Raw genomic sequence first — 12811 nt, 5'->3', positions numbered from 1 at the left:
TAGTACGTCCTGGCAAGTCGTCGGCCTACGGCCGCCTGCGACCCTAACTGTCAGACTCGCATGGCACGATCGGACTCTGACACATTCGACTCCGACACATTCACCGAGCGTGGGGGCCCACAGCGATGGTTATGTTCTTGTTCCTCGTCGTCGCGCTCGCCGTCGTGATCGCAGCGGTGACGCTCGCCGTCGTGGGCGGCGGTGAGACGGGCACACTGCCGGAGGCCGCCCCGGAGCGCCTCCAGGACCCCCTGCCGTACGACCGCCCGGTCAACCGCGCCGACGTGGAGTCCCTCCGCTTCCCGCTCGCCGCGCGCGGCTACCGCATGGCCGACGTGGACGACGCCCTCGGCCGCCTCGGCGCCGAGCTCGCGGAGCGCGACGCCCGCATCACCGACCTGGAGTCCGCGCTGGCCGGCGCCCAGGCCGCCGCCCACGGCACGCCTGCCTCGCACGCCCCCCACGTCTCCATGGAGAAGCCCGCGCAGGAGGACCAGTGAGCGACGGCACGGCTCTCGCCGGCCCGGACGGCCGCCTGCGCTGCCCCTGGGGCGTCTCCACCGAGGACTACATCGCGTACCACGACGAGGAGTGGGGCCGCCCGGTCCACGGCGACGACGCCCTCTACGAACGTCTCAGCCTGGAGGCCTTCCAGTCCGGTCTCTCCTGGATCACGATCCTCCGTCGCCGAGAGGGCTTCCGCGCGGCCTTCGCCGGCTTCGAGATCGCCAAGGTGGCGACGTTCACGGACGCCGACCGCGACCGCCTGCTGCTCGACGAGGGCATCATCCGCAACAGGTCCAAGATCGAGGCGACGCTCGCCAACGCGCGCGTACTGGCGGATTGGGCGCCGGGTGACCTGGACACCTTGATCTGGTCCCACGCCCCGGAAACGCCGGGCCCGGCTCCCAGGGCGGTGGGAGACGTCCCGGCGATCACTCCGGAGTCCACGGCCCTGTCGAAGGCCTTGAAGAAGAAGGGCCTGCGCTTCGTGGGCCCGACGACGGCATACGCCCTGATGCAGGCGTGCGGCCTGGTGAACGACCACTTGGAAGCCTGCGTGGCCAGAAGAGGCGTTTAGGGGCGCGGGGCTGTATCGATCTGCGGCTCCGCCGCGCGGGCGCGACCAGCCACAGTGCCACCCGCACCCGCCGAACAACCTCAGCGCCCCAAATACCTAGGCGCTTCCTTGTTCACGAACGCCCGCACAGCGATCGCATGGTCCTCCGACGCCCCCGCCCGCGTCTGCAACTCGTCCTCCTTCTCCAACGTCTCCGCCAGAGAGTGCGAGAACCCGTAAGAAACGGCCTCCTTGATCGCCGAGTACGCCACGGTCGGCCCCTCGGCAAGAGCCCGCGCCACCTTCTCGGCCTCGCCGCGAAGCTCACCCGCGGGGACCAGACGGTTGGCGATACCCAGCTCGTACGCCTCCTGGGCCTTGATCGTCCGCGGGAAGAGCAGCAGGTCGGTGGCGCGCCCAGGGCCCACCACGCGCGGCAGCGTCCACGACACCCCGGAGTCCGCGGTCAGCGCGACACCGGCGAACGAGGTGTTGAACCCGGCAGTGTCCGCGACCACCCGGTAGTCCGCCGCCAGCGCGAGACCGAAGCCGGCCCCGGCCGCGACGCCGTTCACCCCGGCCACCACCGGCTTGGGCATCTCCGTCAGCGCCCGCACGACCGGGTTGTAGTGCTCCTTGACCGTGCTCATGACCGAGGTCGAGCCCTCGGCGAGCAGCCCGATGTGCTCCTTGAGGTCCTGGCCCACACAGAACGCCCGCTCCCCGGCGGAGGTCAGCAGCACGGCCCGTACGGCGTCGTCGCCAGCCGCGGCCTGTACCGCGTCCCGCAGCGCGACCTTCGTCGCGATGTTCAGCGCGTTCATCGCCTCGGGCCGGTTGATCGTGATCGTCGCGAGTCCGTCGCTCACCTCGTAGAGCACGGTGTCGGCCATGGTGCGTCCCCTCCTGCGTCCTTGCGGGTTACTTGCGGGTTACCAGGGACAGCATGGCGGAGATCACCGCCGGGGGACCGGAACGGACGTGTGACCTGCGTCAAAGAATCCGCGGCCGAAATCCGTCGCCGAACGTGTGCGCGGCCGCGCAGTATCGCAGTCACATCGCCGAATTGAGTGGTTTTGCTCGCGCGCGTTGCCCAAGCGATGCCGACTGATGTTGGTCATCGGGTCCTGAGATGCGGGATAATGGCCTGGAAGCAATGTGTTCGATGCCGGTGTCGCGTGCTCACGCACGACACGCGTGCCCTCCCAGGGGCCGTCGGCTTAGACGATGAGCTGGTTTCAGGAAGGGGAACGAGCATGGCGGCCATGAAGCCGCGGACGGGCGATGGCCCGCTCGAGGTGACCAAGGAGGGGCGGGGCATTGTCATGCGCGTTCCGCTCGAAGGCGGCGGTCGGCTCGTCGTCGAGCTGACCCCTGACGAGGCCGACGCGCTCGGTGACGCCCTCAAGAAGGTCGTCGGCTGACGCGGAAGCGACCATACCTTTTCGACAACCCCGGCATCGCACGCGGTGCCGGGGTTGTCGTTGTCCACACAGAAGCGGCCGTCCGCCGACCGCGGACAGGCTCTAACGCTTGACCGCGCAGAGCAGCCCGTCACCCACCGGCAGCAACGAGGGCACCAGGTCCGGACTCTCCCGTACCGCGCGCAGCAGCTCGCGCAGTCGCAGCACCTCGGTCGGCTGCGGGCCCGAGTCCACCGTCCGGCCGTGCGCGAAGACGCCCTCGAAGACCACCAGGCCGCCCGGTCGCAGCAGGCGCAACGATTCAGCGAGGTAGTCCATGACCTCCTGCCGGTCGCCGTCGCAGAAGACGAGGTCGTAGCCGGCGTCGGCGAGGCGGGGGAGGACGTCGAGGGCGCGGCCGGGGATGAAGCGGGCCCGGTTGCTGGCGAAGCCGCAGGCGCGGAACGCCTGCCGGGCGAACTGCTGGTGCTCCGGCTCGGGGTCGACGGTCGTGAGCACGCCGTCGGGGCGCATTCCGTGCAGCAGATGGATGCCGGAGACTCCCGTACCGGTGCCGATCTCGGCGACGGCCTTGGCGTCCACCGAGGCCGCCAGCAACCGCAGCGCCGCGCCCGCGCCGGGCGACACCGAGCGCAGCCCCGCCTCGCGGGCCCGGTCACGGGCCCAGAGCAGCACTTCGTCCTCGGCGACGTAGGCGTCGGCGAACGCCCAGCTCGTCTGCCGGTTGCCGGTAATGACCCTCTCCTGTCCCCGTGGTTGCCTGGGCGTGACTGTATCCGTTGGGGGCGGGAACCTGCTGATGGGACCGGGCGTTTAGAGGGGTGGAGACGCACACGGGGGGACACAGTTGGATCACGACGACGGGCAGGCACTCGGGCGGGCGGTGACGCAGCCGCACGAGCGGTATGAGCCCAGATCAAATTCTCGTAAAACCGCTTATCCGGAGCTAACGGGCGAGGTGGCTATGGTAGGGGCTCCACTGGACACCACCAGAGCCGACAGGGGAGGTGCGGCCGCGCCTGTGGATCGCGGAGGGGCGCTGCGGCGCTTCCTCGGATCGGCGGGCAAGCCGAAATCCGTGAACGACACCGCTGCTGACCACCGCCACGACGAGTACAGCCAGACCGCGACCTTCTCCACCGACGCGGACGGGCAGGCGTGGACTCCTCCGACCTGGGAGGACATCGTCAGCACGCACAGCGGCCGGGTCTACCGGCTCGCCTACCGTCTGACGGGCAACCAGCACGACGCGGAGGACCTCACGCAGGAGGTCTTCGTCCGCGTCTTCCGCTCCTTGTCGACCTACACGCCCGGCACCTTCGAGGGCTGGCTGCACCGCATCACCACCAACCTCTTCCTGGACATGGTGCGCCGCAAGCAGCGCATCCGCTTCGACGCCCTCGGCGAGGACGCGGCCGAGCGCCTGCCCAGCCGCGAGCCGAACCCGCAACAGGCCTTCAACGACGCCCACTTCGACGCGGACGTCCAGCAGGCCCTCGACACCCTCGCGCCCGAGTTCCGCGCCGCGGTCGTCCTGTGCGACATCGAAGGCCTGTCGTACGAGGAGATCGCCGCGACCCTCGGCGTCAAGCTCGGCACCGTCCGCTCCCGTATCCACCGCGGCCGTTCCCAGCTGCGCAAGGCCCTTGCGCACCGCTCGCCGGAGGCCCGCAAGGAGCGCCGCTCCTTCGTGCCCCGCGTCGCCGCACTGGGAGGAGGGGGCGCGACCGCGTGAGTGGATCCCGGCCCAATCCCGCCAAAGGGCATCTCGCGGAGCAGCATCTGGGAGACCGACTCGCCGCGCTGGTGGACGGCGAGCTCGGTCATGAGACGCGCGAGCGCGTCCTCGCGCACCTTGCCACCTGCACCCGGTGCAAGGCCGAGGCCGACGCCCAGCGCCGACTGAAGAACGTCTTCGCGGAGGCGGCACCGCCGCCTCCCTCCGAAAGCTTCCTCGCGCGCCTGCAGGGGCTGCCCGGAGGAGGTGGCACGGACGACGGCGGTGGCTCGCCGTTCGGGGGAGGCTTCCCCGACGCCTTCTCCGACCGGCCAGGAGCCACCGGAGTCTCGGGGGCCTTCGGACTGAAGCGCGGCGAGCGCTTCGAGTTCGACTACGTCCCCGCCCGTGCGCACGGCTCCGTCCTGCCGCCCGGCATGGACCGCGGTGGCTTCCGCATCCACGACGTCAGTCGGCACGAGGCCGAGCGGACGGCGTCGCGCAGCATGCGGTTCGCGTTCGTCGCCGCCGGAGCGGTGTCGCTGGCCGCGATCGCGCTGGGCGGTGTCACCTCCGGGGTCCCGGCCGACACCGACGCACGCGGCGGCTCGGGCGGCAGCAATGTCACCCCGGCCCGTTCCCAGGGCACCGGAACCGCGGCCACGCCCGACAGCCAGCGCCGCCGTGCCGTGGGCCCGCTGCTCGCCGCCGGTCAGTCCCGGGTCGGCGACACCCCGGTCGCCCCGACTGAGGCGTCCGCCCCGCTTCTGCCCGGCGTGCCGGTCCAGGCGGACGCGCACACGCTGACCATGCCCGTCGTGGCCGGCGCGGCCGCCATGTCCCCCCTGATACGCCCGCTCAGCACCACCCCGCAGCTGACGCTCACCTCGTGGTCCACGCCCCCGGACCTCACCCCGCCCGCCCTTCTCGCCGCACCCGTCCCCGACGCGACCCCTTCTCCTTCCACCTCCTCCGGCCCCACCGGCTGACCGGCGTCTGCGCACCGGCCGGTGAACCTGGTTGAATCCAGGGAAAGCCATGCCGTGGCCTGTCCGGCGGCTCAGGCCGTGTCGTCGAGGTGACACGCCTGGTAGGTGTAGGTGAGCGGGGTCTGAGGTGCCGGACAGGCAGGCCCTGGCTGTGGGGAGAGCATGAACGAGGGGAAGCCCACGAAGGCGAAGTGGTGGAGCCGTGCGGGCGGAGGTGACGCGGCCCCGCCCGAGGGAGACTACGAGCTGAGGCGCCCCCAGGACGCCTCAGCCGGTGACGGCCCCGCACCGGTCCTGCCCGAGGGCGATTTCGAACTGCGCTCACCACAGGACGTGCCGCCCCGGACTGACTCGCCGAGCGAGAACGCCTCCGGCAGCTCCGGCGACTCCGGCCACTTCGAGCCGGACCGCCCGGCGGAGGCACCCACGACCGTGGCAGAGCGCCCCAAGCCCCTGCACGACCCCGACCCCTACAGCACCCCGCCGTACGGTGAGCCCGGCCCCTGGGCCCCCGCCCCACCGGTCCAGCACCCGGTGACGACCCCGGCCCACGGGACGCCCGCGGCGACCCCGCCGACCGGCGCCACAGCGTCGCCCCAGCCGCACGACACCCTCCCGACGCCGCTCCCCGCCCCCGCGCCGGCCCCGCCGCACGCGACCGCCACACCGACCCCGCATCACAGCGCCACCCCGCCCCGGGCCCCCGTACCGCCCGGCGCCACCCAGACCCCCGCCCCGGCCTCCGCCGCCACACCCCACGTACCCGACGCCGCGACCCCACCCCCCGCCAACCCCTGGCAGAACTACGACCCCTGGGCCGCCGCCCCGGCCGTCTCCGCCACCCCCACCTCCCTCCAGACGCCTCTCTACCCGCACCTCCACACCCCGTTCCAGCAGAACGGTGCCGCCGTCGCCACCCAGGATCAGCGGCGTAAGCGGGCCAAGAAGGCGCTTGTCGTGGCCGCGCTGCTGCTCGCGCTCGTGTCAGGGGGCGTCGGTGGGGTCGTAGGGGCCTATCTGGAGCGCAACGGAGGGGTGGGGGACATCGAGCTGCCGCAGGCCGCCGCGGAGCCCGCGGGGCGGGCTCCGGACAGCGTGGCCGGGATCGCGGCGCGGGCGCTGCCCAGCGTGGTGACCCTGCATGTCACCGGCTCCGAGGAATCCGGCACCGGAACCGGCTTCGTGCTCGACGACCGGGGCCACATCCTCACCAACAACCACGTCGTCGAACCCGCCGGCGCGGACGGCGAGATATCGGTGACGTTCCACAGCGGGGACACCGCCAAGGCCACCGTCGTCGGCCGGGACAGCGGCTATGACCTCGCCGTGGTCAAGGTCAGCGGAGTCAGTGGGCTCAAGCCCATGACCCTCGGCAACTCCGACAGCGTCCAGGTCGGTGATCCGGTGGTCGCCATCGGCGCCCCCTACGACCTGGAGGGCACCGTCACCTCCGGCATCATCAGCGCCAAGGAGCGGCCCATCACGGCCGGCGGCGAGAGCGGCGACGGAAGCGATGTGTCGTACGTGGACGCGCTCCAGACCGACGCGCCCATCAACCCCGGCAACTCCGGCGGCCCGCTGCTCGACTCGCAGGCCCGGGTGATCGGCATCAACTCCGCCATCCGCTCCGCCGACAGCGGCTCCGACGAGAGCGGTGGCCAGGCCGGCTCCATAGGCCTCGGCTTCGCGATCCCCGTCAACCAGGCCAAGCGCGTCGCCGAGGAGCTGATCAACACCGGCAAGGCCACCCACCCGGTCATCGGTGTCACGCTCGACATGGACTACCTGGGCGACGGGGCCCGCGTGGGCACCAAGGGCAACGACGGTGGCGCAGCGGTCAACGCGGGCGGCCCCGGCGACAAGGCCGGCATCAAGGCGGGCGACGTCATCACCGAGGTCGACGGCCAGCGCGTCCACTCCGGCGAGGAGCTGATCGTCAAGACCCGCGCCCACCGCCCGGGCGACCGCCTCGCACTCACCGTGGAGCGCGACGGCAAGGAGATGACCATCTCCCTGGTGCTCGGATCCTCGGACGGCGACTGAGGCAACGGACACAGCGGACCGATTGACAGAAACCTCATAGCCGCGCCCCGAAACCCCGTCCCACATGGCAAACAACCCTCAAAACCGCCCATGCGCGCCCACTCCGGGGGCTCGGGACAGTACCGGTCGTACCGGATCGCCGGGTACCGTGGACCCGGCCCGGACATGGCAAGGAGCTTCAGGTGTTCAATGACATAGGACCGCTCGAGCTGGTGACGCTCGTTGTCCTCGCCGTGCTCGTCTTCGGTCCGGACAAGCTCCCGAAGGTCATCCAGGACGTCATGCGGACCGTGAAGAAGATCCGCGAGTTCTCGGAGACCGCCAAGCAGGACATCCGCTCCGAGCTCGGCCCCGAGTTCAAGGACTTCGAGTTCGAGGACCTGAACCCCAAGACGTTCATCCGCAAGCAGCTGGACAACGACGAGCTGGGGCTCAAGGAGATCCGCAACGGCTTCGACATCAAGAAGGAGATGGCGGAAGTCACGGACGCGGTCCACGGCCGTGAGTCGGACTCGTCCGGCTCTTCTTCGTCCTCCTCCTCGTCGGGTGGCCGGATCGACATGACCAAGAAGCCGGACGACGACGGCAAGGACGACCGCCCGGTCTTCGACGCGGACGCCACCTGACCCTCGTCACACCCTCGTACGTGACGCGTTTCATACGCCACCCGAGCCCCGTACGGCCTGAACCCGCCCGTCGCGCGACCCACGCGGCGGGCGGTTTCCGTTCCGGTCCCAGTGAGGTGGCTATGCTGCCGAGTTGTTGTGCGGACCGGACGAGTCGCCCGAAGGGGGGCGGGCCGTTCCGGTCCGACGAGGAACGAGGAGGCGTCCGGGCACATGGAGACGACGAGTCAGGCAGTCGCGCAGGCGCCGGCCGCGGAGGGCGGACAGCAGGTCCCCTCCGCCCGGCGTACGGTCGACGGCTACCTGCAGGCGCCCTTCCCGTGGTACGGCCTCGACGAGGCCTTCACGGGGCCGCGGTGGCTGATGCAGGTCGGAACGGCGGCCGACGGTGCCGTCGAGCACGGTTCGATCGGGCACGGTGACGAGCCCTCCGTACGCAACGAGGCCTCGGAGGACAAGGAGAAGTTCGCGGTGGTGGTCACCGTCGCGGCGAATCCGTCCCGCAGGAGCGCCGACGGTACGGGGCTCCTCGAGGCCACGTCCGTCTCGTCCGCCGCCTGGCTCGCGGGCGTGGGGCTGCTCTCCTTCACCTGGCCCGGCTCGATGGACCACTCCCTGCGCGACGACTGGCTGGACCAGCAGACCGAGACGGCGTGGGCGCTGGCCGACGACCTCGACGGCCCGGACTGGTCGACCCTGTCGCTCCCCGTGGACGGGGTGCCGACCTCCTTCCACTACCGCGAGTCCGAGTTCGGCTGGGTGCTCGCCGGTTCGACCCAGGAGGGCGTGCACGTCGGGGCGTACGGCAGAGGCATGAGCGCCTACGGCCTCGGCTTCGCCATGATCAAGGACATCAGCGTCTACGCGTAGACGGTGCGACACGACGAGGGGGGCGCCGTCCGCAGCGGACGGCGCCCCCCTCGTCGTAAGAGAAGAGCTAGAACTTGTTCCTCGGGGTGATCCCCAGGGACAGGCCCGAGAGGCCGCGCTGGCGGCCGCCGAGCTTGCCCGCGATGTCGCGCAGGGCCTTGCCCGCGGGGGAGTCCGGGTCGGAGAGGACGACGGGCTTGCCCTCGTCGCCGCCCTCGCGCAGGCGGACGTCGATCGGGATGGCGCCGAGGACGGGGACCGTGGCACCCGTGGTGCGGGTCAGGCCGTCGGCGACCGTCTGGCCGCCGCCCGTGCCGAAGACGTCGACCATCTCGTCGCAGTGCGGGCACGGCAGGCCCGACATGTTCTCGACCACGCCGACGATCTTCTGATGGGTCTGGACGGCGATGGAGCCGGCCCGCTCGGCCACCTCGGCCGCCGCCTGCTGCGGGGTCGTCACGACCAGGATCTCGGCGTTCGGCACCAGCTGGGCCACCGAGATCGCGATGTCACCGGTGCCCGGCGGCAGGTCGAGGAGGAGGACGTCGAGGTCGCCCCAGTACACGTCCGCGAGGAACTGCTGGAGCGCGCGGTGCAGCATCGGGCCGCGCCACACCACCGGGGCGTTGCCCGGGGTGAACATGCCGATGGAGATGACCTTCACGCCGTTCGCCGTCGGCGGCATGATCATGTTCTCGACCTGGGTGGGACTGCCGTCGGCGCCCAGCATGCGCGGTACGGAGTGGCCGTAGATGTCGGCGTCGACGACACCGACCTTCAGGCCGTCGGCCGCCATCGCCGCCGCCAAGTTCACCGTCACCGAGGACTTGCCGACGCCGCCCTTGCCGGAGGCGACCGCGTAGACGCGCGTGAGGGAGCCGGGCTTGGCGAAGGGGACCTCGCGCTCGGTCTGGCCGCCGCGCAGGGCCGTCGCCAGCTCCTTGCGCTGCTCGTCGCTCATCACGTCGAGCGTGACGTCGACACGGGTGACGCCCTCCACGGCCGCGACCGCGTCCGTCACGCGCTGCGTGATCGTCTCGCGCATCGGGCAGCCGGAGACCGTCAGATAGACGGTGACCGCGACCGCTCCGTCCGCGGCGATGTCCACCGACTTGACCATCCCCAACTCGGTGATGGGTCGGTTGATCTCGGGGTCGTTCACCGTCGCCAGTGCCTCGCGCACCGCGTCTTCGCTAGCCATAAGGACGATGGTACGGCTCGGTAGCCTGCGCCAGGGATGCCCGTCAGCGGTCTTCTACGTCACGTCCGGGCGACCGTTCTGCCGGGAATACTCCGTGCTCGTTGCCCTGGCCGCCCCCGTGGCCGTTCTGGCGCTCCTCCAGCTCCTTCACCAGGTCCTGCAACTCGGAGCGGATCCAGTCCCGGGTGGCGACCTCACCGAGGCCGATGCGCAGGGAGGCGATCTCGCGGGTCAGGTACTCGGTGTCGGCGATCGACCGCTCGTTCTGCTTGCGGTCCTGTTCGAGGTTGACCCGGTCGCGGTCGTCCTGCCGGTTCTGCGCGAGCAGGATGAGCGGGGCCGCGTAGGAGGCCTGGAGGGACAGCATCAGGGTCAGGAAGATGAAGGGGTAGTTGTCGAAGCGCAGAGCGCCCGGCGCGAAGACGTTCCACAGCACCCACGCGATGATGACGACCGTCATCCAGACGATGAAGCGTCCCGTGCCGAGGAACCGCGCGATGCGCTCCGAGAGCCGTCCGAAGGCCTCCGGGTCCCACTCGGGCAGCAGCCGGCGCCGCGGCGGGCGGGGCTGGTCCAGGCGGGTGCGCGGGCGGGTGGTGGCGGTGGCACCGCTCGGGGCGCGTTCGCGGGTGGTCGTCTCGCGCTCAGGAACCATGAGGGGCCACCCCGCCCTCACCGAGCTCCTCGTCGAGGTGGAACTCCGTCTCCCGCCAGTCCTCCGGCAGCATGTGGTCCAGCACGTCGTCCACGGTGACCGCGCCCAGCAGCGACCCGGAGTCGTCCACGACCGGCGCCGCGACCATGTCGTACGTCGCGAAGAACCCGGCGACGACCGGCAGCGCCGCGTCCGGGTCCAGCGGCTGAAGGTCGTCGTCGATGATCGCGCTGACCAGCGTGTACGGCGGGTCCCGCAGCAGCCGCTGGAAGTGGACCGTGCCCAGGTACTTGCCGGTCGGCGTCTCGTCGGGCGGACGGCAGACGTAGACCTGGGCGGCCAGCGCGGGGGAGAGGTCGGCGTTGCGCACGCGCGCGAGGGCGTCGGCGACGGTCGCGTCGGGCCGCAGGACGATGGGCTCGGTCGTCATCAGACCGCCCGCCGTGTGCTCCTCGTACGACATCAGGCGCCGCATGTCGGCCGCGTCGGACGGCTGCATCAGGCTCAGCAGCCGCTCCTGGTCCTCCTCGGGCAGCTCACCCAGCAGGTCGGCCGCGTCGTCCGGGTCCATGGCCTCCAGCACGTCGGCCGCCCGCTCCTCCTTCAGTTTGCCGAGGATCTCGATCTGGTCGTCCTCCGGCAGCTCTTCGAGCACGTCGGCCAGGCGGTCGTCGTCGAGGGCGGCGGCGACCTCGGCGCGCCGCTTGGGGGAGAGGTGGTGCAGGACGTTGGCGAGGTCGGCGGGGCGCAGCTGCTCGAAGGTGGCCAGCAGGCTCTCGGCGCCCTGTCCGTGCTCCTCCAGGGAGAAGCCGGTGACCGCCGACCACTCCACGGTCAGGGACTCGCCCTTGCGCCGGAACGCGCCGCCCTTGCCGCCCTTGCGGACGAAGACCTTGTCGATCTCCCAGTCCCGGCGGGCCGGCAGCTGCTGCACGGACACGTCCAGGACCGTCACCTCCTCGCTCGTCTCGACGAGGGTGACGCGTCGGTCGAGCAGTTCGCCGAAGACGAGGCGCTCGGTGGGCCGTTGCTCGAAGCGGCGGACGTTGAGCACGCCGGTGGTGATGACCTGGCCGGACTCGATGCTGGTCACCCGGGTCATGGGCAGGAAGATGCGGCGCCGCGTGGACAGTTCGACGACCAGCCCGAGCACGCGCGGCGGCTTGCGGCCCACGCGCAGCATCACGACCAGGTCGCGCACCCGGCCCACCTGGTCGCCGTTCGGATCGAACACGGCGACACCGGAAAGGTGCGAGACGAAAATCCTGGGGGCGCCCCCTGCCATCGCCACGACTCCTTTCCGCTCTCCGCTTGAATTGTCCGTCCAGGTGGGCTTCAGGCTAGCCCGTCCCGATCCGGTACGCCCTGGTGAGGGGTCCGGACGGTCTGGCTCCGCTCGGCCCGCGGCGCCCCGGTACTCTGCGGTACGCCGCTTGATGGACCCTCGTCGGAAAGGCGCCCCACCTGTGACTGCGATTCCCCAGGGCCGTACCCGCCGGATGGGACTGCTGGGAGCGATGTGCGCCCTGGTCGTGACGGGAACGGGCCTGACGGGGTGCAGTAGTGACGACCCCGACGCGGGCACCAACGGTGTCGGCAAGCTGCCGGCCGACCAGATCCAGACGAAGACCCGGGCGGCCGCGGACGCCGCGGACGCGGTGCGCCTCTCCGGAACCGTGGTTACCAGTGGGCGCACTTACAAACTCGACATGCGTCTCAAAGCCGACGGCGGCACCGGCTCGGTCACCGCCGAGGGTGCCACGTTCCGGCTGCTGCGGGTCGGGGAGAAGCTCTTCCTCAAGGCCGACGCGGAGTTCTGGACCCACGAGGACGGCAAGGCCGACGACAAGGGCACGGACACGGCCGCCGCCGACAAGCTCGACGGCAAGTTCGTGAAGGTGCCTCAGGGCGACCCCTCGTACAAGAGGTTCAGCGGCTTCACCGACAAGGACGTCCTGCTCGCCGGCCTGCTCACCCTGCACGGCGACCTCGCCACCGACGGGCACCACGAGCAGTCCGGCACCCGCACCATCCGCATCACCGGCGACGACGGCTCCGGCGGCACCCTGGACGTCTCCCTGGAGGGCACGCCCTACCCGCTCCGCCTGGAACGCGCCGGCGGCGCGGGCACGCTGACCTTCTCCGGCTGGGGCAAGTCCTTCGAGCTGGCGGCACCGGCCAAGGGCGAGACGGTGGACTACGGCAAGCAGCTGCCGACGTCCTGAC

The 12811-nt window shown here is 71.0% G+C and carries 14 protein-coding genes; 9 read left to right on the top strand and 5 right to left on the bottom strand.

Annotated features, from left to right (window positions below; translation table 11 throughout):
• The first annotated feature begins 125 nt into the window (after nt 1-125).
• A complete protein-coding gene (locus ACIHIX_RS01725; protein WP_399948610.1) occupies nt 126-500 on the top strand; it encodes a DivIVA domain-containing protein in 375 nt (124 codons plus the stop codon).
• Nucleotides 497-1081: a DNA-3-methyladenine glycosylase I gene (locus ACIHIX_RS01720; protein WP_399948608.1), complete on the top strand. Its 585-nt coding sequence runs from the start codon at nt 497-499 to the stop codon at nt 1079-1081. Before ACIHIX_RS01725 ends, ACIHIX_RS01720 begins: the two co-directional genes overlap by 4 nt.
• Nucleotides 1082-1161: 80 nt before the next feature.
• On the opposite strand, the gene ACIHIX_RS01715 is transcribed toward ACIHIX_RS01720, so the two are convergent.
• Nucleotides 1162-1953 carry an enoyl-CoA hydratase/isomerase family protein gene (locus ACIHIX_RS01715; protein ID WP_399948607.1) on the bottom strand — a complete coding sequence of 264 codons (792 nt, stop codon included), beginning with the start codon at nt 1951-1953 and terminating at the stop codon, nt 1162-1164.
• Between the two features lie 363 nt (nt 1954-2316).
• On the opposite strand from ACIHIX_RS01715, the gene ACIHIX_RS01710 reads away from it, so the two are divergent.
• A complete protein-coding gene (locus tag ACIHIX_RS01710; protein WP_003966491.1) occupies nt 2317-2484 on the top strand; it encodes a DUF3117 domain-containing protein in 168 nt (55 codons plus the stop codon).
• A gap of 102 nt (nt 2485-2586) precedes the next feature.
• On the opposite strand, the gene ACIHIX_RS01705 is transcribed toward ACIHIX_RS01710, so the two are convergent.
• On the bottom strand, nt 2587-3219 hold the full coding sequence (locus ACIHIX_RS01705; protein ID WP_399950012.1) for an O-methyltransferase: 633 nt from the start codon (nt 3217-3219) through the stop codon (nt 2587-2589).
• 229 nt (nt 3220-3448) lie between these two features.
• On the opposite strand from ACIHIX_RS01705, the gene sigE reads away from it, so the two are divergent.
• The 5 genes from sigE to ACIHIX_RS01680 all read left to right on the top strand — a co-directional run bounded on the left by sigE (nt 3449) and on the right by ACIHIX_RS01680 (nt 8729).
• A complete protein-coding gene (sigE, locus tag ACIHIX_RS01700) occupies nt 3449-4219 on the top strand; it encodes an RNA polymerase sigma factor SigE (protein ID WP_399948605.1) in 771 nt (256 codons plus the stop codon).
• Nucleotides 4216-5190, top strand: coding sequence for a zf-HC2 domain-containing protein (locus ACIHIX_RS01695; RefSeq protein ID WP_399948603.1), 975 nt, complete (start codon nt 4216-4218; stop codon nt 5188-5190). Before sigE ends, ACIHIX_RS01695 begins: the two co-directional genes overlap by 4 nt.
• Nucleotides 5191-5352: 162 nt before the next feature.
• A complete protein-coding gene (locus ACIHIX_RS01690) occupies nt 5353-7233 on the top strand; it encodes a trypsin-like peptidase domain-containing protein (RefSeq protein ID WP_399948601.1) in 1881 nt (626 codons plus the stop codon).
• Between the two features lie 182 nt (nt 7234-7415).
• Nucleotides 7416-7859, top strand: coding sequence for a sec-independent translocase (locus ACIHIX_RS01685; RefSeq protein ID WP_399948599.1), 444 nt, complete (start codon nt 7416-7418; stop codon nt 7857-7859).
• Nucleotides 7860-8072: 213 nt separating this feature from the next.
• Complete coding sequence (locus ACIHIX_RS01680; protein WP_399948597.1) at nt 8073-8729, top strand: hypothetical protein; 657 nt, start codon at nt 8073-8075, stop codon at nt 8727-8729.
• Between the two features lie 67 nt (nt 8730-8796).
• Here ACIHIX_RS01680 and ACIHIX_RS01675 read toward each other — a convergent pair whose 3' ends face one another.
• From ACIHIX_RS01675 to ACIHIX_RS01665, 3 genes are read right to left on the bottom strand one after another with little or no spacing between them, the layout of a single operon-like run.
• On the bottom strand, nt 8797-9930 hold the full coding sequence (locus tag ACIHIX_RS01675; protein WP_399948595.1) for an Mrp/NBP35 family ATP-binding protein: 1134 nt from the start codon (nt 9928-9930) through the stop codon (nt 8797-8799).
• A 43-nt stretch (nt 9931-9973) separates the two neighbouring features.
• The gene (locus ACIHIX_RS01670; RefSeq protein ID WP_399948593.1) at nt 9974-10585 is read right to left on the bottom strand and encodes a DUF1003 domain-containing protein; all 612 of its coding nucleotides are present in this window, start codon (nt 10583-10585) and stop codon (nt 9974-9976) included.
• Complete coding sequence (locus ACIHIX_RS01665) at nt 10575-11870, bottom strand: magnesium transporter MgtE N-terminal domain-containing protein (RefSeq protein WP_399948591.1); 1296 nt, start codon at nt 11868-11870, stop codon at nt 10575-10577. Before ACIHIX_RS01665 ends, ACIHIX_RS01670 begins: the two co-directional genes overlap by 11 nt.
• Before the next feature lie 181 nt (nt 11871-12051).
• Between ACIHIX_RS01665 and ACIHIX_RS01660 the strand changes: the two genes are divergently transcribed.
• Nucleotides 12052-12810: a hypothetical protein gene (locus ACIHIX_RS01660; RefSeq protein ID WP_399948589.1), complete on the top strand. Its 759-nt coding sequence runs from the start codon at nt 12052-12054 to the stop codon at nt 12808-12810.
• Nucleotide 12811: the final 1 nt, after the last annotated feature.

Source organism: Streptomyces sp. NPDC051913 (assembly GCF_044593635.1).
Lineage (GTDB): Bacteria > Actinomycetota > Actinomycetes > Streptomycetales > Streptomycetaceae > Streptomyces.
The sequence above is the reverse complement of the archived record's forward strand: the minus strand, read 5'-3'. Positions and strand labels throughout refer to the sequence as shown.